The sequence below is a fragment of the Leptolyngbya sp. UWPOB_LEPTO1 genome, from assembly GCF_017302695.1.
GTDB classification, from domain to species: Bacteria; Cyanobacteriota; Cyanobacteriia; order Leptolyngbyales; family Leptolyngbyaceae; genus Leptolyngbya; species Leptolyngbya boryana.
Map to the genome: position 1 here is coordinate 84,374 of NZ_JAFLCJ010000002.1, position 21,884 is coordinate 106,257.

Annotated in this window: 20 protein-coding genes; 11 read left to right on the forward strand and 9 right to left on the reverse strand. The window is 47.5% G+C overall.

Annotation, left to right across the window (positions count from 1 at the left end):
* Positions 1-470 precede the first annotated feature (470 nt).
* From acsF to hemN, 3 genes are all read left to right on the forward strand, one after another.
* A complete protein-coding gene (gene acsF, locus J0L70_RS03290; RefSeq protein WP_287453100.1) occupies positions 471-1,547 on the forward strand; it encodes a magnesium-protoporphyrin IX monomethyl ester (oxidative) cyclase in 1,077 nt (358 codons plus the stop codon).
* Positions 1,548-1,558: 11 nt separating this feature from the next.
* A complete protein-coding gene (locus J0L70_RS03295; RefSeq protein WP_268184489.1) occupies positions 1,559-2,308 on the forward strand; it encodes a biliverdin-producing heme oxygenase in 750 nt (249 codons plus the stop codon).
* Between the two features lie 390 nt (positions 2,309-2,698).
* Positions 2,699-4,096, forward strand: a complete 1,398-nt coding sequence (gene hemN, locus J0L70_RS03300) for an oxygen-independent coproporphyrinogen III oxidase (RefSeq protein WP_287453102.1) — start codon at positions 2,699-2,701, stop codon at positions 4,094-4,096.
* 82 nt (positions 4,097-4,178) lie between these two features.
* Here hemN and J0L70_RS03305 read toward each other — a convergent pair whose 3' ends face one another.
* The 5 genes from J0L70_RS03305 to J0L70_RS03325 all read right to left on the reverse strand — a co-directional run bounded on the left by J0L70_RS03305 (position 4,179) and on the right by J0L70_RS03325 (position 9,622).
* Entirely contained in the window at positions 4,179-6,428 is a 2,250-nt protein-coding gene (locus tag J0L70_RS03305; RefSeq protein ID WP_287453103.1) for an S-layer homology domain-containing protein, read from the reverse strand.
* Between the two features lie 174 nt (positions 6,429-6,602).
* Positions 6,603-7,775, reverse strand: coding sequence for an alpha/beta hydrolase (locus tag J0L70_RS03310; RefSeq protein WP_017287929.1), 1,173 nt, complete (start codon positions 7,773-7,775; stop codon positions 6,603-6,605).
* A gap of 24 nt (positions 7,776-7,799) precedes the next feature.
* On the reverse strand, positions 7,800-8,357 hold the full coding sequence (locus J0L70_RS03315) for a DUF924 family protein (RefSeq protein WP_017287928.1): 558 nt from the start codon (positions 8,355-8,357) through the stop codon (positions 7,800-7,802).
* 131 nt (positions 8,358-8,488) lie between these two features.
* Positions 8,489-8,974 carry an allophycocyanin subunit alpha-B gene (locus J0L70_RS03320; protein ID WP_017287927.1) on the reverse strand — a complete coding sequence of 162 codons (486 nt, stop codon included), beginning with the start codon at positions 8,972-8,974 and terminating at the stop codon, positions 8,489-8,491.
* A gap of 165 nt (positions 8,975-9,139) precedes the next feature.
* A complete protein-coding gene (locus J0L70_RS03325) occupies positions 9,140-9,622 on the reverse strand; it encodes a hypothetical protein (protein WP_287453104.1) in 483 nt (160 codons plus the stop codon).
* Positions 9,623-10,192: 570 nt separating this feature from the next.
* Between J0L70_RS03325 and J0L70_RS03330 the strand changes: the two genes are divergently transcribed.
* The 5 genes from J0L70_RS03330 to rpsD all read left to right on the forward strand — a co-directional run bounded on the left by J0L70_RS03330 (position 10,193) and on the right by rpsD (position 14,583).
* Entirely contained in the window at positions 10,193-11,206 is a 1,014-nt protein-coding gene (locus tag J0L70_RS03330; RefSeq protein ID WP_268184484.1) for a PEP-CTERM sorting domain-containing protein, read from the forward strand.
* Between the two features lie 131 nt (positions 11,207-11,337).
* Positions 11,338-12,879 (forward strand): asparagine synthetase B family protein, encoded by a 1,542-nt coding sequence (locus J0L70_RS03335; RefSeq protein ID WP_287453105.1) that lies wholly within the window; start codon positions 11,338-11,340, stop codon positions 12,877-12,879.
* A 78-nt stretch (positions 12,880-12,957) separates the two neighbouring features.
* Positions 12,958-13,293, forward strand: coding sequence for a photosystem II reaction center protein Psb28 (gene psb28, locus J0L70_RS03340; protein WP_017287923.1), 336 nt, complete (start codon positions 12,958-12,960; stop codon positions 13,291-13,293).
* Between the two features lie 119 nt (positions 13,294-13,412).
* Positions 13,413-13,916: a MogA/MoaB family molybdenum cofactor biosynthesis protein gene (locus J0L70_RS03345; protein ID WP_287453106.1), complete on the forward strand. Its 504-nt coding sequence runs from the start codon at positions 13,413-13,415 to the stop codon at positions 13,914-13,916.
* A 55-nt stretch (positions 13,917-13,971) separates the two neighbouring features.
* Positions 13,972-14,583: a 30S ribosomal protein S4 gene (rpsD, locus tag J0L70_RS03350; RefSeq protein WP_017287921.1), complete on the forward strand. Its 612-nt coding sequence runs from the start codon at positions 13,972-13,974 to the stop codon at positions 14,581-14,583.
* An 83-nt stretch (positions 14,584-14,666) separates the two neighbouring features.
* On the opposite strand, the gene J0L70_RS03355 is transcribed toward rpsD, so the two are convergent.
* From J0L70_RS03355 to J0L70_RS03365, 3 genes are all read right to left on the reverse strand, one after another.
* Positions 14,667-15,047, reverse strand: coding sequence for a response regulator (locus J0L70_RS03355; RefSeq protein ID WP_190653669.1), 381 nt, complete (start codon positions 15,045-15,047; stop codon positions 14,667-14,669).
* Between the two features lie 97 nt (positions 15,048-15,144).
* On the reverse strand, positions 15,145-15,906 hold the full coding sequence (locus J0L70_RS03360) for an intradiol ring-cleavage dioxygenase (protein ID WP_287453108.1): 762 nt from the start codon (positions 15,904-15,906) through the stop codon (positions 15,145-15,147).
* Positions 15,907-15,928: 22 nt separating this feature from the next.
* On the reverse strand, positions 15,929-16,435 hold the full coding sequence (locus J0L70_RS03365; protein WP_287453109.1) for a hypothetical protein: 507 nt from the start codon (positions 16,433-16,435) through the stop codon (positions 15,929-15,931).
* A 139-nt stretch (positions 16,436-16,574) separates the two neighbouring features.
* On the opposite strand from J0L70_RS03365, the gene J0L70_RS03370 reads away from it, so the two are divergent.
* The gene (locus J0L70_RS03370; RefSeq protein WP_287453110.1) at positions 16,575-17,249 is read left to right on the forward strand and encodes a response regulator transcription factor; all 675 of its coding nucleotides are present in this window, start codon (positions 16,575-16,577) and stop codon (positions 17,247-17,249) included.
* Entirely contained in the window at positions 17,249-18,643 is a 1,395-nt protein-coding gene (locus tag J0L70_RS03375; protein ID WP_287453112.1) for an ATP-binding protein, read from the forward strand. Before J0L70_RS03370 ends, J0L70_RS03375 begins: the two co-directional genes overlap by 1 nt.
* Here J0L70_RS03375 and J0L70_RS03380 read toward each other — a convergent pair.
* On the reverse strand, positions 18,612-19,610 hold the full coding sequence (locus J0L70_RS03380) for an SAM-dependent methyltransferase (protein ID WP_287453113.1): 999 nt from the start codon (positions 19,608-19,610) through the stop codon (positions 18,612-18,614). The two genes, J0L70_RS03375 and J0L70_RS03380, sit on opposite strands and share 32 nt — an antisense overlap.
* 198 nt (positions 19,611-19,808) lie before the next feature.
* On the opposite strand from J0L70_RS03380, the gene kdpB reads away from it, so the two are divergent.
* Positions 19,809-21,875, forward strand: a complete 2,067-nt coding sequence (gene kdpB, locus J0L70_RS03385; RefSeq protein ID WP_287453114.1) for a potassium-transporting ATPase subunit KdpB — start codon at positions 19,809-19,811, stop codon at positions 21,873-21,875.
* The last annotated feature ends 9 nt before the right edge of the window (positions 21,876-21,884 follow it).

Below are 21,884 nucleotides of genomic sequence, written 5' to 3' on the forward strand. Positions count from 1 at the left end.
ATTCTCGCTGAGCGTCTGAACTCGTTCTTCTTGATAGGGTGAGCGCAAAAAAATCCGTGTTCTGTCTTGTTCTAGCTTGCAGTTTAGGAGCGAGACAGAACCGATTCAGATCCTAAACTAACTTGAGCAGTAACTACTGGCCCTAACCTCGAAGTAGACATCCTAGTAAAGCAAACAGCACTTACGATCGAGCTTTTCATTTGAGCTAGTAATGATTGCTGCAAGAGTAGACAAGCAGAATGAGAGAAAGCAAAATCTTTTGCAAATTTAAGTGATGAAAGGTGGAAGGCTTCTAGGAGTGATGCCTTGCTTCAATCTCAGCGGATGTTTTAACAATTTGTTAGAAAGCCCTCTAACCTTGTGCTCATCTCAATGTTTTACTTGTGGTAACTATAGAGCAGAGCAGGTAACTCACTTGTGCCGCGATCGCAGATTCGGGGAAAGTAATTTCAGTCGTTATCATTCGCTCTATGGTCAGCACAGTTTCGAGATCCGACCTGCCAGAACAATCGCCTGGCATTAAAAAACCTGTTCAAGAAACGCTCTTAACTCCTCGGTTTTACATCACTGATTTTGATGCGGTTGCCCAAATGGATTTATCCGGGCATGAAGCAGAACTAGAATCGGTCGTCGCAGAATTGCGAGCAGACTATAATCGCCACCATTTTGTTCGCAATGAAGAGTTTCAGCAAGATTGGGAAAAGATTGATGGTGAAACCCGGCACGCGTTTATTGATTTTCTAGAGCGCTCTTGTACTTCAGAATTTTCGGGCTTTTTGCTCTTTAAAGAACTCTCTCGCAAGCTTAAAAATCGGCAACCTTTACTATCAGAAGCGTTTCATTTACTTGCGCGCGATGAAGCTCGTCATGCCGGGTTCCTGAATAAAGCAATGGCAGACTTTGGCTTGACTCTTGATCTGGGCTATCTGACGAAAAATCGAACCTATACTTTCTTTCCGCCAGAATGGGTGATCTACACCGTTTACCTCTCGGAAAAAATTGGGTACTGGCGTTATATTTTGGTCTACCGCCATTTAGAACAGCATCCAGAACATCGGTTTTATCCTCTGTTTCGGTACTTTGAGAGTTGGTGCCAAGATGAGAATCGACACGGAGATTTCTTTAAAGCACTCTTGCGATCGCAGCCCAAACTCTGGAATTGCTGGAAAGCAAGACTGTGGGCAAGATTCTTTCTGCTGACTGTCTTTGCAACTCACACCTTGACTGTTTTAGAACGATCGACGTTTTACGACTCGATTGGTATTGATTCGCAAGAGTACAACAAGGCTGTAATTCAAAACACGAACGAAACCTCGAAGCGAGCTTTTCCGAGTGTGCTTGATACGGATCATCCAGAGTTCTTCCCTCGGCTCGAAAAATGCGCGATCGCGAATCAGAAACTAGCAGAGATTTCGAGTCAATCGCGCCCGAAATTCATTCAAACGCTCCAAAAATTGCCTTGGATTGCTGTGATCATTTGGCAACTTCTCCGCCTCTATTTCTTACCTGCAATTGATGCAGAAGCCTCTCGTCCTGTCATTCATTAGGAAACAATTTCATGAGTACTTTATCTGTCCGCTTACGAGAAGGAACCCAACGCTCTCACACCACAGCAGAAAACACTGCATTTATGAAATGCTTTGTGAAAGGTATTGTAGAACGCGAACCTCTACGGAAACTGTTTGCAAATTTGTACTTTGTTTACAGCACTTTAGAAGCAGCATTACAGCAGCACGCTCAAGATCCAGTGTTTGGTGCATTCTACTTCCCAGGGTTGAATCGAGCTGCGAATCTGGCGCGCGATCTCGCATTCTACTACGGTGAAGACTGGCAAAATCAGATCGTTGCATCATCTGCGGGAATTGCATACTGCGCTCGAATTAAAACGCTCGCTGCTACTGATCCAATCTTGCTGGTTGCCCATGCTTACACCCGCTATATGGGCGATTTATCAGGAGGACAGAGTTTGAAGAATGTCATTCGATCGGCATTATCTTTGCCTCCGAATCAGGGAACAAATTTTTATGAGTTTGAGCAAATCTCAACTCCTGAAGCCAGACGAGAATTCAAAGAGTGTTACCGTCAGATGCTAGATAGCCTGCCTGTAGACGAGAACACAATCGAACGGATTGTTGCCGAAGCAAACCTTGCCTTTGTGCTCAATCAAGATGTGATGCATGAACTCGAACCCGATGTGAAAGCAGCGATCGGGGAACATACCTTTGATTTACTTACTCGGCAGGATCGTCCTGGAAGTACAGAACGACGATCGCATGGTAGCGATCGTGAACCTGTCCTAGCTCCTTAACTCGAAGAATTGTTTGATGCGTGGAGTTTCGATTGCTTAAGAGGACGCTTTAAAAGTACAAAAAGCCTCTTCGCTCACGTTGTCCTCCTGCCCCGGAATGGAATTCCAGGGCTAGTAAAACGAAGTCCACTAAACTGGACTACACAGAGGTTTGAGCGATGCAGTCCTTTTAAGGACTTCGCACCGTTAGCCCCGGAATGGAATTCCGGGGCGGGTGAATGCGTCTCAACGATTACTTTTAAAGCATCCTCTAAGCAAATGCTCAACTTGCACAACCCGCAACGATTGTTGTGTAAAGTCGCAACCTCACGCTAACAGAGGCAATTTCGTCCCTCAACCCTGCTGCTGCAAAACGGCTCGCCCATCCAAACCCATTAAAAATCCTTTCCAATGAAACAACTATCCCAAACGGTCGAGTTTGACGCGGCGCTCCTGAACCAGTACAACCTGCCCCTTCCCCGTTATACCAGCTATCCGCCTGCTACAGAACTTAGTCCCGACTTCGATCCTCATTTCTTCAACCGAGCGATCGACCTCGGCAATCACAAAAAAACGCCCTTATCCCTATACTGTCACATCCCTTTCTGTGAAACACCCTGTTACTTCTGTGGCTGCAATACGATCATTACTCAACGTAGAGAAGTCGCAGAACCCTACTTAGGTTATCTTGCCCGTCAAATCCGCCAAGTTGCTCAATCGGTCAGTTCTGACCGTCAAGTTCATCAATTGCATTGGGGTGGCGGCACACCAAACTACCTTGACTTACAACAGGTTGAATTTCTTTGGAATCGCTTCCATCGCTATTTTCGATTCGATGCCACAGCCGAACTGTCGATCGAGATTAATCCGCGCTATGTCGATCGTCATTATATTCATTCTCTAAGGCAACTCGGCTTTAACCGAATTAGCTTTGGAATTCAAGATTTCAATCCTGAAGTGCAAGTCGCAATCAATCGGGTACAGCCTGAAGCAATGCTTTTTGATGTGATGGATTGGATTCGGGAAGCTGGATTTGAAAGTGTGAACGTCGATTTGATCTATGGTTTACCGTTCCAAACTTCAGCCACGTTTCAGCAAACAGTTGAGAAAACGTTAGCGCTTAATCCCGATCGCATTGCAGTGTTCAATTTTGCCTACATTCCCTGGCTCAAACCCGTTCAGAAACGGATGCCAGAATCGGCGCTGCCTAGTACTGTTGAAAAATTCAAGATTCTGCAAAACACGATCGCTCAACTTACACAAAGTAACTATGTGTTTATTGGCATGGATCACTTTGCGAAGCCCAATGATGAATTAGCGATCGCCCAACAAGCCGGACAACTGCATCGGAATTTCCAAGGTTACACCACAAAGCCTGAGTCAGATTTACTCGGCTTTGGCATTACTTCTATCAGTATGTTGCAAGATGTTTATATCCAGAACCACAAGCGGTTAAGAGACTTCTACACTGCGATCGATGCCTCTGAGCTTCCGATTGAGAAAGGAGTGCTCTTAAGCCAAGATGACTTGATCCGACGCACTGTGATTATGGAACTGATGTGTCAGTTCCAACTTTCAGCAGCAGACTTAGAAGCAAAATATCATTTGGGATTCGATCAAGATTTCAATGATTACTTCGCGGATGAACTCTCACGTCTAGATGCGCTCGAAGCAGATGGACTGCTCAAGCGTTGGAGTGATGGCATTGAAATTACGCCAGTTGGACGGTTACTCATTCGGAATATTGCAGCGGTGTTTGATACCTATTTGGGCGATCGGAAAGCTCAAACTTTTTCTAAGTCGATCTAGTAATTAAGCGCGTTGACTGTGGAGAGTGGGAGATAGGGAGAACCCAGACCTGGATTACTCCCTATCTCCCGGCTCTGCGGTTCTAGGCTGTCAAGATATACCCCGAATCTACTGCTGCTACTCGCCCGTCTCGAAGTAAGGTTTGATAAACCATGGCTGAGACATCCGCCCGTGTTGCTTCACGATTTGGATTGAACTGCTTTTGATTCGGATAGTTCACAATCATATCTGCTTGAGCCGCTGCTGCTACTCGATCTTGGAACGATTGCGGAATTGCATTGCGATCGTCTAACACTGCTAGCACATTCGGATTTGCAGGAGAGAGGTTAAATCCGCTGACCAAAGAGAGCACCAACTGAAGCCGTGTAATGTTCTGATTCGGCTTAAATGTGCCATCTGGGAACCCGGAAATAAAGCCTGCTCGATACGCTTGCTCGATCGCGCTTTTTGCCCAGAAATCCCCAGGCACATCTGGGAAAGTGGCTAAATCGCGGCGCGGAGCCGGATTAAAGGTTCTCGCAATGACAGTTGCATACTGAGCGCGAGTCATTGGGGCATCGGGTTTGAATGTGCCATCGGCAAATCCTTGGATAAAATTCTGACCAGATAAGCCCAAAATGAAATCCTTTGCCCAGTGATTCGTGACATCAACAAAGGCAGTCGTCGCAGTATCAGGATTGACGATGTAAGCAGACGCGATCGCTTGTGCCTGATTCGTCGCGACTAAAGCTTGATAGATAAAAGTCGTGACCTCAGCCCGCGTAATCTCCTGCAATGGACGCAATTGTGAAACATTCGGATAGTTCACGACTAATCGCCGCTGAGTTGCAGCCGCAATTCGCTCGCTCGCAAAACTCGGAATCTGAGCGCGATCGCTATACAGTGCCAGAGTATTTGGAGTTCCACCTGTAAAGCCTAGCCCGCTGACTAATGCAACGAGCGCTTGAGTACGGGTTAAATTCAAGCCAGGACGGAAGGTTCCATCTGGAAAGCCAGTAATAAAGCCCATGCGATTTGCTTTGGCGATCGCTTCAGCTGCCCAGAAATTCGAGGGCACATCTGAGAAATTCGTGGCAGGTTGCTTGAGAGGCAGATTGAATGCTTTCGCCACGATCGCTGCAAATTGAGCACGAGTTAGCGGACTTTCTGGTTTAAACGTATTGTCTGGAAAGCCCGTAATCAGATTGCGAGCCACCAATGACTGGATAAATGCCTCAGCCCAATGCCCCCGAATATCAGTAACTCCAGCCGTTGGCGTTGGTGTGGGAGTTGGCGTTGGCGTTGGTATCGGTGTGGGAGTCGGAATTGGAGTCGGCGTTGGCGTTGGTATCGGTGTGGGAGTCGGAATTGGAGTCGGCGTTGGCGTTGGTATCGGTGTGGGAGTCGGAATTGGAGTCGGCGTTGGCGTTGGTATCGGTGTGGGAGTCGGTGTCGGTGTGGGAGTCGGAACTTGACTCACAATGAAATCAATTACGCCTCGGACTCTAGAGGGATTGATTTGGTTGCCAACAGAAGCGATCGACACATTCGTTCCGTTTTCGACATCAATGTCTGTATTGTCGCGAATAATGTTTCCGCCTGGGTCTTGACTGCTGCCTAAATTAGGCGAACCGCTGCCCACGATTGTCAGTCCAGAATCGGTATTTCGCTCGATCGTATTGCCGCGCAAAACTGGACGTGCTGAATTACTCACAACAATTCCAGAGCGGTTTTCAAACAATCGATTCTCAATGATCAAGGGTGCGCCATTGTCGCCAACCGCAATCCCGTAGCCTGTGTTTTGACAGACGTTACGGCGCAATTCACCTTTTGCATTTCTAGAAATTGCAATTCCGTTCGCATCGTTTTGCAGAAACACGCAATCTGACACGACCGGGTTTGCAGTTCCGGTCGCAAAAACGCCTTCTCGCTTACATAAAGTAAACGTACAATTTGCGATCGTCGGCGCAGTCGATTCTGACCAAACTCCACTACCACGAGTGTTCGGGTTGGTCACGGTCACGCCTCGAAGCTGAGCATTGGTATCGAGTCGGAAAGTCACATTTTGCCCTGCCCAAGTTGGACTCAGGTAAGTTCCACCGCCTTGTACGAGAATATCTTTGCCTTTTGTCGATTCATTACCGACAACCGTCACCCCTGCGGGAACGAACAGCGGAAACACCTCGCCGCTAGCGGCATTATAAGTTCCGGGAACAAGTTGGATTGTTGTCCCAGATTTTGCTTGTTGGAGCGCGCGGGCGATTGTTTTGAGGGGAGCGGCTTGAGTTCCAGCAGCGCTATCATTGCCGCTTGCAGGATTGACATAAAGAACAGGGGAGCTTACTTGAACCATAACGTCAGAGCTTTGTGATAAATGCTATTGGGTCTGAAACAAACACGAAACAGACAATTCCAGGAATACGAGAAAGTAATTCATGATACTCACTCGATCGAATGTGGACACCTATCCGTTAGAAATCTTTGAGTCAGAGAAAACGTCAATCCTGGAAGAATTCCCGCAGAATTGCTACACCCCAGGCACGATCGGTAAACCTGGATCTTGCTCAATCCGACCCAGATTCGTCATATTCGCCCGCCCAGTCGTCAAAAATCGGAACGTCTCCTGATACAAACTTTGCCAAAATCGATTACTCATGTTCTGGCTGACCTCAGTTGGATCAACCATCGGATGTGGCACTAAATCCTCACTCGGATATAAGAAAAACCGATGCCCTTCTCCCTCTCCTCCAATCCGCTGATAAAAATCCTGGCTCGTCTCAATATCCGCTGCATCTTCATTCTCAGTCAGCACTAAAAACGTCGGAATATTCGACAGCGATCGCACAGATTCATCACTCATCACGACTTGAGAGCCGAAGCGATCGGCAGCCGTCAAACAGCCGACTGGAAACCGCAACTTCTCATCCCAGCCCAACTCACTAATATCCAAAGGACCTGCTAAATTCACATATCGCCGCCGCTGTTCTCCATAAATCTTCAGCAACGGTGCATACGCGACTACTCCACGCACCCGCTCAGGTCGCGATGCTGCCAAGCCCAGAGCCACCGCGCCTCCCACTGATAAACCGACTGTGAAAATGGCTCCCGGCATCGCATCTAATTCTGCGAATCTCGCCTGAGCTTCAGTCAGATAGCGCAAATGCGAAGACGTGAAATAGCGATCGAAATCAGGATCATTATTCGATTCCAAGGATTTCACAATATCTAACAACTGCGGTTCGATCAGTAATAAGCGGGCGATCAATCCCATTTGCTGCATAAACCCTGGACGGGTTGCCGTTGGATTATGCGCAAAATTTTGGAGAAAAGTTTGCAGTACCGGATCTTTCTGAACTTTGTCTTTGAGCGGCTCTGCATATTCAGGTTTGAGATCGACTTGCGCCCAGTTGCGATCGGGATACATCAAGGCATGTCCTGCGATCGAAGGCTGATATACATTAAAGCCATTCTGAAAGAGATAATCTGCTAAACGCCACATTTGATGGGGTCTTGCGCTGAACCCGTGGAATATCATGACTGTGCCGCGAATCGGTCTTCCAGGTTCATGAAACAAATAGTACGGCATTGCCCCTTCTCGCCGATCAGGGTGCTGATTTAGGCTCGCAATATGCGCGTCGATCGCAGATTTAGTTTGATTAATTTGCTCAAGAGTTGGGATCGTTTCAGCAGCAATATTCATACAGATTCTCTACTCGAAAAGGTCTTAAAAGGACGATCCAGGCTGTTTCAGGAACTCAAGTTCTTCGGGGGTCGAAGGTCGATTGAGGATTAGATTGCGGTGGGGAAACCGTCCAAATCGTGCAATCACATCGCGATGCCGGATGGCATAGTCGTACGTATCTGCTAATTCAGGAATATCCCTGAAAGGCTCATATAAGCGCACCGATTCATTTTGGTCATCCAGATTTTCACTGTGTTCTAGCGGCAGGTAGAAAAAGAAGCGCTGCATCGGTGGGAGGTGCTGATCAAATCCCTGAGCGATCGCACATTGAGCCACTTGTAACGCTTTTGCATCGGTGGCAAACGATCGCGGCGTTCCTCGGAACATATTTCTCGGAAACTGATCCAGCACAATCACTAACGCTAAACTGCTTTCAGCCGCATTCATCCAATCCTCCAATTCGCCTAAAGCCGCTTGTTCATACTGTGAGAGAAACCGGGAGCGAATCTCTGCATCAAAGGCAGGATCTTTCTTAAACCAAGCCTCCCGCCGCTCGAGCGTTTCTCCAAACCAAAACTGCAACACTTCTGCTGTATTCATAAATCTTTCTCCCAATGGGTTCCGTAAAATTTCGGAATAATTTAAAAACAAATTCCCCGCCGTTTTCAGAAATGCCGCAAACTCTACCGCATCTCCGCAAACAGCGGGGAACTCAAAAACTTCCAGTGTCTCTATGACATTGCTTGAACGATGTAGTCGAAATAAGGAGCTGCTGCTGCTGCATCCTCATTGTTTAACAAACCAAGAGAAGCTTCCTTCAAACAGCGGATTGCTTCCGCCATTCCAGGAACCGGAACACCGAGCGCGTTATACATTTCCCGCGCCCCGATCACCCCAATCTTCTCGATCGGGTCAGTACTGCCGGCCAGTACCCCATACGTTACCAATCGCAAATACCAGCCATAATCGCGTAAACATAGCGCCCGCTCCCGATTGCCATAAGCGTTGCCGCCCGGGGCAATGAAATCAGGACGCTTCTGCCACAACAATTTGCTCGCTTGCTCAACAATCTTTTTCTCACTTTCAGACAGAGTCGCGGCGATTCGAGTCCGTTGCTCTCCGGTTTGAAAAAATTCTCTTATGCCACTCAATTCGCCGCTCGTTGGATAACGAAGCTCGTCGTCGGCTTGTAGGATAACTTGGCTAACTACGCTCATGTTTATATTGCGGTATCTCAGAATTCACTTTGTAGTGTACCGACTTTCGGGGACGATGCGAAAGAGGAAGTTCTCATTTTGCTTGACAAATCGTTACACTTCGTCGTGACATTGGATGGGAGAGACAGGAATGACCTCTCTATCTCCCCATCTCTCCCTATCCCTCTACTCGTCTGCGATCGCTTCTGCTTTGGTCACTACTGGAGGGGGAGCCGTCACTGCAGGTTCAGCTTTGACAGGTTCAGCTTTGACAGGTTCAGCTTTGACAGGTTCAGTTTTGACAGGCTCAACCTTTGCGGGTGCAGGAGCCGGAATCTCAAATCCTAACTGTGCTCTTGCCTGATTGAGCGTGTAATCTAAACTTGACTTGCCTGCGTTCAGGAGTGCTCTTCCCGTCTCAGAGGCAATCTGTTCGCTCGAACCTTCTAGCCCATTAAACCAGGCGCGTGTACTTCGTCCGGCTCCCACAGAAATTTTCCAGAACCAGTCCGCAAATACTAATACGAGGCAAAGCACTAGCCAAACCAGCAATGCCGTTTCTTTGATGATGGTCCAAGTCATGACCACTGCTGACTTGTAGGTATCAAATGTTTCAGGTGCAGTCAGCAACTTCCACAGCTTCGCAAATTGCGCTTGAATTTTATCCATAATTTTAATTTCGTCTCCTCAAACGTAATCTCTTCAAATTATCACCCGCACAACTAGATTCCGATTCAACAAAAATCTATCAATGCCTATCGATTGACAGATGCGATCGCATTCGGATCTCCCTAAACTATTGACAGCATGCCAATCTCAACTTAAGCAGTGCAGGGTAATTCATTAAGATCCAGGGTGAAATGTTGAATTTCAGCTGGCGAAATGGTTTCAGAAAGCTTGGGCTCTGCTGAGTTTTGGCACATGGTTCTTATTAACTACTCAGAATTGACTTGGATAGTTCCAGCGGCATAATCCTTAAATCAGATCTGATCTCCCGTAGGATTGATGTGGATTCTGCTCAAAGATTTTTATGCTTAGCGGAACATAATAATTGCGCTCTCACCAACCAAGCTAGGGAGATTCTGTCTGAATCGCTTTGAGATCGGTTGTTTTATTGCTTGAGTGTAATAAATTGCTTGAGTGTAATAAAATGGGTGCGCCAGAGGTTAGTTTATTCAGTCCTTTCGTAGAGTTCAGCTTTAGATGGTGCCAGAAGATATTTCCACCTCAAGCAAGTGTGTGAGGAGACAGCCTTCATCCTGCTGTTCTCCAGAGGAGAACCTGAAATCGAATCGTCCGCATCGCCGGATTTCCTCGATCGCATTTGGTCTTTCGCTCGGTTGGTTGACGAGTAGTTTAGTGCTGCCTGCACGCGCTGCTGATATGTCGATCGGGAACGAAGGCATTCGGGCGAACAAAAACACAACCTTGCAATCAGAATTTGTTGAGTCGCATGGTGCTTACCAATCTACCTTTGGTGTCATCAACCTAACCACGAAGGAAAAAACTCCTCTCTTGGTCGAAACAAAGCCTGCTGATAGTCCAGACACAATTTTCCGCCCATCGACCAAAATTGATGACGCGGGAAGTGAGTTAGATTTTCCAGGCACTCCTGGGAATGCGGTTCCTGAACCGAGCAAGCAATACACGTTTCAGCCGAATAATGATTACGTGTTTTATCTAGAGTCTTCATATAATGGGCGACCGACTGGGATTTTGTATTCCACGGATAGCTTGAACCCCAATTCTGAACAGCACGTAAAATTTACGGGGAACATCAATTCTCTGTGTGAATCAGGCGGCATGACGTTGGGCTGGGATGATACTGGCTCTAGGATTGTTCGCAACCGGGATGCACAGGATCGAGATTATGACGATTTCATTGTGCGGATGCGGGATACAGCTTGTCCGGTTGGGGGGGGTGAGCCTCCACCAGTGGTTTCTCCAGTCGGTCCGGGTGGCACACCTGTGGGTCAGTTGCCTGTTGCCGCTGTGCCTACTGCGTCGGGCGGTTCGTTCTTGTTGCCAGCCTTGTTAGGCGCAGGTGCGATCGCGGGCTTAGCGGTCGGTTTGAGTGGGGATAGCGGCGACAGCGGCGGTGGTGGTGCTGTCGGTGGCGGCGGTGGCGGCGGTGGCGGTGGCGGCGGTGAGCCGATTCCCGAACCGTTGACCATCATGGGTTCAGGTGCAGCCGTTGGGTTTGCCGCTCTAATGCAGCGCCGTCGTTCTAAGAAGAAGAACAAGAAAGACTAACGCTGTGCGATCGAGAACGGTCGAGAGTATCCGAGAGGTATCACAGCCTCGAAACGTGAATAACTGTGATTTAATCTTCAGATATCCCCTCTTCATCATGAAGAGGGGATATTTTTTCAGGTGAATCGCTTATGTCGTGGACGATCGCAGTTGGGAACGTTGAGTCGGTTCAAGCTACTTGGAAAGAAGCGGGAATTGCGATCGTCGATGCACCTTTTTCGGTGGGGGAACGTTATGTCGTGATCGGTGAAGATTGCGACTGGAAAGGATTTGAATCGCTCGATCGGCTTGATAAAACCTTTGTCGTCTGGGATCGCCAACTTCAACAAATTTGGATGATTCGCGATCGTGTGGGTCAGAAGACCCTTTACTACACGCGAACTGGTGAAACTCGCTGGATTTCGCCGAGATTGCGATCGCTGAATGCTTATCATTCACGTGAGTTGGATTTAGTCGCACTGCGAGATTATCTTTCTTGTGCCTTTGTGCCTGGATCTCAGACCTTGTGGCAGCAGGTGCGCGAGGTACGACCCGGAACTTATCGGAATTTTCAGGAAGAAACGATTTATTGGTCGCCGCAAGAGCAAATTCACAACCCAGATGCATCGCTCGAATGGCATGGGCAAAAAGTACGATCGCTGCTCGAAGGCTTAATTGAGGAAATGTTGCCGTCGGGAGAGCCAGTTGGGGCATTTCTTTCGGGTGGGATTGATTCAAGCTGTGTGACAGCACTTGCTGCAAAATTACACGATCGAGCGGTGCATACGTACTCGATTCACTTTGGGGCACAGTATCCCAGCGAGTTAGAGTTTGCCAATCTCGTCGCCAAACATTGTCACACTCAGCACCATATTTTAGAGATTTCGCCAGAGATGATTTGGCAGATGTTACCGGAAACGTTAGCAAGTTTGGATGATCCGATTGGGGAAGGGCTGACGGTTCCGAATTTGGTACTGGCGCGCGCGGCGAAAGAATCGGTGAATGTCGTGCTGAATGGAGAAGGCGGCGATCCCTGTTTCGCGGGTCCGAAGAATAAGCCAATGTTGTTAAATCAGCTTTATGGCTCTGGTGGGAGTAAACGTGATGTTGAGGCTTATCTGACTTCGTTTCAAAAATGTTTTTCAGACTTGCCGACCTTGTTGAAGCCGGAGGTTTATGCCGCGATCGCACAAGCTCCTTCGGTGTTTGAATCGGATCTGAATGCACCTGTGGCTTATCTGAATCGATTGATGTTGCTCAATCTCAAGTTCAAAGGTGCGGACTACATTTTGACCAAAGTTAATGCGTTAACCGCCGCGGCGGGAATTACAGGTCGATCGCCGTTGTTTGATCCGCGCATAGTGGAACTGAGCTTACAGATTCCGCCCCAGTACAAACTGGCAGGAGCAGAAGAAAAAGCCGTATTGAAAGCAGCAGTGGCAGATTTGCTTCCCGATGTGATTGTGAATCGTCCGAAAAGCGGCATGATCATGTCGATGCAGCAATGGTTTCGCAACATTTGGCGACGACGAGCGAGAGCATTATTGTTAGACCGCAAGGCTGAAATTGCACCGTATATCAATCAAGCGATCGTCAAAGATTGGCTCGACTATCGCGGACAAGTCTGGCATCGCTACGGATTGAAACTATGGTTACTCGTGACTTTAGAAATTTGGTTGCGAGTCAATCGGTAAAATGAGAGATTTTGTAACGTTCCGCAAAGATGGGAGAATAGAGAAAATCTATCTAGAAGTAAATCGCACGAAAAAATCATGGCAGAAATTCAATTTGCAAAAGGCATTGCAGAAGAAGTGATTCCCGATGTTCGCTTAACTCGATCGAAAGACGGGTCAAACGGGACTGCAACCTTTATCTTTGAAAAACCGAAAGCGCTTGAGGCTGAGAATACAGATAGCATCACGGGCATGTACATGATTGATGAGGAAGGCGAACTGGTCACTCGTGAAGTGAAAGCAAAATTTATTAATGGTCAGCCTGCTGCCTTAGAAGCCCTATATGTGATGAAATCGGTAGAAGCATGGGATCGCTTCATGCGGTTTATGGATCGCTACGCTGAATCAAATGATTTAGGATTCACCAAATCATAAGTCGATCGGCAAAATGCTCATCCAATACGGTTCGGCTCCGTTTAACGCTCAGCCCCCGAAGATCGGGAGTTGAGCGAAGTCGAAACCTAACGGCAGATTGAACTTAGCTTTTTTACTTCATGTCTCATCAGCCTCATCCTGACTCTGGCGGGATCGCAGTCTCATGTGCTGTCATCACGGTCAGCGACACTCGAACTGCTGAAACCGATCGCAGTGGTCAACTGATTCAACAGCTTTTAACCCATGCAGGACATACAATCGCGCATTATGCGATCGTGCCGGATGAGCCGGATGTGATCCGTCATCAACTTGCGAATTTACCCGAACTCGATGCCGTCATTCTCAACGGAGGAACTGGGATCGCACCGAGAGATACGACTTACGACGCGATCGAGCAATTATTAGAAAAGACACTGCCTGGATTTGGGGAAATTTTTCGGGCACTGAGCTATGCAGAGATTGGTTCAAGAGCGATCGCATCGAGAGCGATCGCAGGCGTATCTACGAACAAATTGATTTTTTCACTGCCTGGATCTTCAAATGCCGTCAAGCTGGCAATGGAAAAATTAATCTTGCCGGAAATTGTGCATTTAGTCACACAAATTCGATCTAAAACGCCGTGAGGCAACCTATACTAGAAAAGTTGTTTAAATCTTCGAGTCAAACGAGGAACTTTCAATGTCGCGATATCGAGGTCCACGCCTTAGAATTGTTCGTCGTCTGGGAACAGAACTGCCTGGACTAACCCGTAAATCTGCTCGTCGGGCTTATCCGCCTGGACAACATGGGCAAGCCCGTAAAAAGCGCTCTGAATATGCAGTGCGTTTGGAAGAGAAGCAAAAGCTCCGCTTTAACTATGGTGTGAGCGAAAAGCAGCTTCTTCGCTATGTGCGTAAAGCACGTCGTGCAGCAGGTTCGACCGGACAAGTGCTGCTGCAATTGTTGGAAATGCGGTTGGATAATACCGTCTTCCGTCTGGGCATGGCTCCGACAATCCCAGGCGCACGTCAGTTGGTCAATCATGGTCACGTCACTGTGAATGGAAAAGTTGTAGATATCGCAAGCTACAACTGTCGTCCAGGTGATGTGGTTGCAGTTCGCGATCGCGATCGCTCTCGCAAATTAGTCGAAGCAAACCTGCAATATCCAGGATTGTCAAACTTACCGAGTCACTTAGAATTCGATAAGAACAAGATGACGGGTAAGGTGAATGGTGTCATCGATCGGGAGTGGGTCGCACTTCAGATCAACGAACTGCTGGTCGTTGAGTACTACTCACGTCAAGCTTAGAATTTTTTCAAAATCGATATTCTCCGCGGCAATTGAATATCTATTTGACAGCCTCCCCTGTTCCGTCAACAAGGGAGGTTTCGTTATTTTGGCTCAGAATCTTGCTGGATTTTGCAAGTGTATGACTGCATCGATCGCAACACATTGCTCAATGCCATCGATTTGAACAGAAAACCATTTGCCCCGGCAGCAAACGCCCGTGAAGCATCATCAGATTGCCCAATCAGCACAATCCAAGGTTTCTTTTCTGCTGGATTGATCTGCAATTCATCCAAAATGCCAAAGCCATCGAGTTCTGGCATACTCACATCACAAAGAATCAGATCGGGTTGGTGATCCTGGGCAAGTCTCAAGCCAATAAAACTATCCCAAGCCACTATCGTCTCAAATTCATCTAAAGCGAGCCAGTTTGTTAGAGCCGATCCCAAAGCCGCATCGGCAGCGATAATTAAAGCTTTTCTCATTTTGGATTCATATGCCTCAGTCCAGGCTTTAAGTCGAGCGACATTCTCGGAATAAACGATTGATTGGGAAGTCCTCAAGCGGTACTAATGTTGCGCTTTATGCAGTTTGTAGTCCAATCTCAAAGGTTGCAGTGTAGCCTTGAATGTTTTTAGTCGGAGACAGCAGGAGTTGATTCCCACCCTCTTGAAAGATCCCGTCTTCGGCGTTTTTGATCGATCTCTGTCCTCTGCTGGCATAGGGAAGCCCTGCATGAACTTGATCCGTGAGCGCATCGTCAAAATACAGTTGGGACGTAAATTCTGCCCCCGTTGGAGTACGAACTTTGAAATGAATATGCACAGTTCGACCTTGATACCAGCCTGGATAGATTGTTAGAAATTCAACATTTCCAGCCGCATCAGTGGTTTGATAACCCCGGAGAAAATTCTGACCCGTTGTATCAGAACGGCGATCGCGAACATCAGAGTAAATGCCTGCTGCATCACAGTGCCAAACATCAACGATCGCGTTTGAAATGGGTGTACAACTGCGATCGCTGACCTGAACAATATTGAGCTTTAGTTGCAGGGGAACCCCTGCTTTGACTGCGCTACTTTTCGAGTCGGAGCGAATATCAGAGCGATTCAGCTTTTCATCGACAAAATAGGGGCCTTCTGTTTGTTGCGGTCGAACCGTACAAGCCGGAGGCGAAGATTGTGCAGAACTCATTCGCCTGGGAAGACAGCCCACTAAAAGCGCAGTAGCAGTCGATCGTAGAACAATCAAGGCAGTCCGACGACTGAATTGAGCTTTGAGAAACCTTTGCATGGGTAGAATCTGAGCGGTAGATAGAAAACAATGTTCAGCAGGATCTCTCATTGAGATCCTGCTACACCATCAATTATTGATTTTGATTAGAGCGATCGTGTTGGCGATGGGGTGGAACACCAAGCGCGTCTTTGAGTTGTTGCTCGCTCACATTCAATTTCGCAGCAGCGGCAGCGAAGTCAGGACGCGGCGGGCGTTGTCCTTGACTGGGTGGATTAGCAGGTACACCGAGTGCGTCTTTGAGTTGTTGCTCACTTACATTCAATTTTGTAGCAGCAGCAGCGAAGTCAGGACGCGGCGGGCGTTGTCCTTGACCGGGTGGATTAGCAGGCACACCGAGCGCGTCTCTGAGTTGTTGCTCGCTTACATTCAATTTTGCAGCAGCAGCAGCGAAATCAATTCGGGGACGGCGCTGTCTTTCTTGCTGACCATTGGGAGATTGCTGACCATTGGGAGATTGGGAAGCTTGAGCGATCTGGCGGGCTGAATGTGCTGTTGCTAGGGAACTCACAGCGCTCACCCCTAATGTACCAGCGAGAACAGAAATTGCAGTTGTTGCTAAAATTTTCCGAAGGCTCATCGTGCTACCTCTAAACGGTTACTGTTCTAATTCAGTTCGTTAAAATGACAAACCACCCGTTTTCTAAATTACAGTTTTGTCATTTTTGCTTGGAGAAATTGAGCCTAGAATAAAAAGATTCGAGTCACATAACATAGCCGTGAACGTTCTATTTGTCGAAGATGAAATCAAGATTGCTGACTTTGTTCGGGCTGGTCTGAAAGAACAAGGGTTTGTAGTGGACTATTTCGACAACGGCGATGATGGCTATATGCAGGCACTTCACAATGATTATGATGTGATTGTGCTAGACATCATGGTTCCTGGCAAAGATGGATTAGCGATTCTAAAACAGTTGCGAAATGCAGGGCGAAATGTGCCCGTGATTTTACTCACTGCGCGAAATGAACTCGACGATCGCTTACAAGGATTGAATCTTGGAGCCGATGATTACATCGCCAAGCCGTTTTTTGTAGAAGAATTGGGTGCGCGAATTCATGCTGTGGTCAGGCGAAGTGTTGGAGAAAGACAGAACTTACTATCAGTCGGAACCTTAAAGCTCGATCGCATCACGCGCGAAGTAACTTGCCATCAACAGGTGATCGAGCTAACGAGCCGAGAGTTTAATTTACTGGAATATCTTATGCGTTCTCCTGGACAAGTATTTACTCGGACTCAAATCCTAGAGCATGTTTGGGGGTACGATTTTAATCCGAATACAAACGTGGTTGATGTCTGCATCCAAAGAATTCGCAGAAAGATAGAACCACTGGATCAAACCGTTTGGATTGAGAGCATTCGCGGTGTGGGCTATCGATTTCGCAAGCCTGAATGATGAAAATTCGTTCTTTTCGGCTGCGGATTGCATTACTCTCGGCGACCCTTGCAGGCATCGCACTGCTTGGATTTGGGGCAATCTCTTGGATACAGATTTACAGCGCGAAAGTGAATCGATTAGATGCGGATTTGCTGAATCAACTGATGCGAGCTAGCCGCCCGCGCGATCGTGAACAACGTTTCTTCGAGGATGATCCAAAAATAGGACTGTTAGTGCTCGATTCAGAAGGAAATGTACGCTATCAAAGCGCCGCATTGTCCGATCAGACATTAGACCAACTCTTGCGGCGGAATCTTCAGCTTGCTCCACCTGCACCTCCTCGACGAGAACTCCCACCTATTCGACCGATTCCACCTCGCCCGCAGCTTGTGACTGGACAAACGCCAACAGGAACTTGGCGAATCGGAGCGCTTAACTTTCCAGAGACTCAAGTCGCGATCGCGATCAACTTACACGCGATCGATCAAGAAATGGACGGGATTCGCAATATCTTTCTGATCTCAATTCCAGGCATGTTACTTCTCGTCGCAGGGGGTGCGTGGATTGTCGCAGGTCGGGCACTTCGTCCCGTTCGGCAATTAACTGGCGTGATTCAGAAAGTCACTGTAACTGGACTCGATCAACGCATTCCCATCGGCACAACCGATGTTGAATTTGTGCAACTGATTCAAGTCTTTAACCAAATGCTAGAACGGTTAGAACGGAGCTTTCTGCAAGCCTCTCGATTTAGTGCAGATGCCGCTCATGAACTCAAAACTCCGTTGACAATTTTACAAGGGGAATTAGAGCGATCGCTTCAGCAAGTAGAACCTGGCTCAGAAGTACAGCAGCGATTAAGTAGCTTACTAGATGAGGTACGCCGACTCAGTAGCATCATGCGAAAGTTACTTTTACTTTCCCTAGCTGATGCGGGGCAGATGAGCTTGTATCGCGTGAAAGTGAATTTGTCCGAACTGTTGTTTGAAATGCTAGAAGACATTGAGCTATTAGCACCACATTTGACTGTGCAGTCTGATATTGCTCCGGGGTTAAGTGTTCAAGGCGATCGTGATTTGCTCAAACAAGTGTTGCAGAATCTCTTAAGTAATGCGATTAAGTACAACCTTGAAAAGGGGTGGATTCGGATTCGAGCCAGGCAAAGTCAGACTGCCATTCAAGTGACGATCGCGAATGCTTCTAAAGGGATTCCAGTACACGATCGCGATCGCATTTTTGATCGGTTTCATCGGGGTGATCCGGCTCGAACTCGCAAAGTCGAAGGAATTGGATTGGGCTTGAGTTTGGCGCGCGAGATTGTGCGAGCGCATCACGGTGATCTCAAACTGGATGCAAGTCAGATCGGTCAAACTGCATTTATTCTCACTTTGCCGAAGACTGCATCACGACCGTAACTTCTTGACGATTGTGAAACAGATTTCTAATCCCGATGATCTCGTACTGGTTTTCCAGAATCGCGATCGCTTGATTGATCACTCCCTTTACACCTTTACTTGGGAGTTTGAGCGTCATTGCTGCGAGTCCTCCAGCTTTGAGGACTGGACTCGCAGCAATCATATTTTTTGCAGAATCCACCGCATCCATTCGCATATCATTCACGATCAGATCAAAGCGATCACGACAGTTTGGGACATATTGCTGCACCAGTTGGCGATAGTGCGAAACTTTCGGATCAGATTGCAGCGAGTCAGCGAGATTTCCCGGATCAACGGCAACAACGGATAAACCGAGCTTTCTTAGAATCCTTGTCCACCCGCCAGGGCTTGCACCTAGATCCAGCGCGAGTCCCTGAGTTGGGAGAGCGAGATTGAATACTGAGATCGCTTCTAGTAGCTTAAATTCTGCTCTAGAAATTTGGTCATCTTCATGGGCAAACCGATGCATTCCGCCTGCCCAATTACTCAAATTTTCAGTGGCATTGGAGAACCCGAGATAAGACTTGGAACTATCGCAGAAAATTGAAATAATCTGCACTGGATCTTTCACTGCTACGGTTAAACCTGCTGCTACCAAATCGTCCACTAAAAGATTTCTTAGCTCAGTGCGATTAATCGCTTTAGTATTTGAGCGAATCTGAACAGAGAGGGGTTGAGTGCGATTGAACAAGGGGATTTGAGATGCGATCGCGCTTTGCAACCTTTCGACGGGCAATACCTCCATTACAGGGCAGAGATGCCGAATGAATGCAGCTTTAGTTGCTGTGATTTGGGAAGCGAGCGCAGAGAAAGTTACTTCATTTAGTTCGATCAATCCGATGCCTTGATCGAGCCAGTGGAGAAATTTGGATTGACGATCGATTCTCTGAAGCTCAGCCAGTGCAGTTTGAGCAAACTCAGGAGAAGCGGTAAAAATAACTTGCATTGACGCGCTGCATCTACGATTGCTGATTTTATCGCATTCGCTCAACAGCCGAGCGCTACACGTCACAAATGCGCCTCGAAGCCTCGATACAGACTTGCTTACAGGAGTGTTATTTTAAGTCTCAATGCGTTGGCATTCTTCTCTAGGCTGGAATTAGGATGTGTTGCCGAAGCGTTCCAAATTGGAAAAAGATGAGTCATGAAGAGAAATACTGCTCGCAAAAGGATGTATCAGCAAGCGATTCGAGGCGCATTTGTGAAGCTCGATCCTCGTGTTGCGGTGCGAAATCCGGTGATGTTTATCGTTTGGGTCGGAACGATCGTGACTTTACTGGTGACTCTTGATCCGAATCTATTTGGAACGATTCAAGCTGATCTGACTCAACAGCGATTGCTGAATGGCATGATCACAGTGATTCTGCTTTTTACTGTGCTCTTTGCTAACTTTGCGGAAGCGATCGCAGAAGGACGGGGGAAAGCTCAAGCAGATGCATTGAGAGCAACGCGGTCAGATACGATTGCGAAAAAAATCATCAACGGCACAGTGCAAGAAGTGAGTTCGACAAGCTTACGCAAAGGCGATGAAGTTCGAGTCGTTGCAGGCGATCTGATTCCGGCAGATGGCGAAGTAATTCAAGGACTCGGATCAGTTGATGAATCAGCGATTACAGGCGAATCTGCTCCCGTTTTGAAACAACCTGGAACAGATATTTCAAGCTCAGTAACAGGGGGAACAAGGTTACTTTCGGATGAGTTAGTGGTGAGAATTACTTCTGATCCAGGGCAGGGATTCATCGATCGTATGATCTCGCTGGTTGAAGGTGCAGAGCGATCGAAGACTCCGAATGAAATTGCCCTCACTGTTCTCCTCGCCGTTCTGACGTTAGTCTTTCTGATTGTGGTTTCGACGCTCTCCCCTCTAGTTCACTCTGTTGCAAGAGGCATTGAAGATGTGACTGCTGCAAATCAGGTACGAGCAGGTACGAGTGTCGCAATTTTGATCTCATTGTTAGTTGCTTTGATTCCAACCACGATTGGGGGATTGTTAAGTGCGATCGGGATTGCGGGAATGGATCGAGTCGCTCAATTTAATGTCATTGCAACTTCAGGACGAGCCGTTGAAGCCTGTGGTGACATCAATACATTGGTGCTAGATAAAACTGGAACAATCACTTTAGGAAATCGCCTTGCAGCACAGCTTATTCCAATTCATGGTCATTCGATCGAGGAAATGGCTCAAGTCGCTCTTGCTGCAAGCGTGTTTGATCAAACGCCAGAAGGTCGATCGATTGTGCAATTAGCAGAACAAAATCGCGCAAGACTAGACTTCGATTTGGACAGTGCAAGCGGGGTAGAGTTTTCGGCTCGAACTCGTATGAGTGGCACCAATCTTCCGAATGGGCGAGAAGCCCGAAAAGGAGCGATTGAAGCGATTCGGGGCTTTGTACGTTCTAGGGGCGGCAAGATTCCCTCGGAACTAGAGCAAGCCTATGAAAGAGTTTCACGGTTAGGCGGAACGCCGCTCGGGGTTTGCCAAGATGATGAAATCTATGGCGTGATTTATCTCAAGGATATTGTCAAACCAGGACTTCGAGAGCGGTTTGATCAGTTGCGCCGCATGGGTGTGAAAACGATCATGCTGACGGGAGATAATCGGATTACGGCTTCAGTGATTGCCCAAGAAGCAGGAGTCGATGATTTTATTGCAGAAGCAACGCCCGAAGACAAAATCCATGTAATTCGCGAAGAACAATCGCAGGGAAAGCTTGTTGCAATGACAGGAGACGGCACAAATGATGCTCCGGCTCTAGCACAGGCGAATGTCGGTTTAGCAATGAACTCTGGAACTCAAGCAGCAAAAGAAGCGGCAAATATGGTGGATTTGGATTCTGATCCGACCAAGTTGATCGATTTGGTCACGATCGGAAAGCAGCTTCTCATGACTAGAGGTGCATTGACGACGTTCTCGATCGCGAATGACATCGCCAAGTATTTTGCAATTATCCCTACACTGTTTGCTTCGGCGGGGATTGGAGCATTGAATATTATGGGACTCAAAAGCGCACAATCAGCGATCGTGTCAGCATTGATCTACAACGCACTGATTATTCCTGCTTTAATTCCACTAGCTCTACAAGGGGTAAAATTCCGCCCTTTGACAGCGGATCAACTGCTCAAACGCAATATATTGCTTTATGGCTTGGGTGGCATTGTTGCGCCTTTTATTGCAATTAAGATCATTGACCTCCTCTTGCCATTTTCCTAAGGATTATAA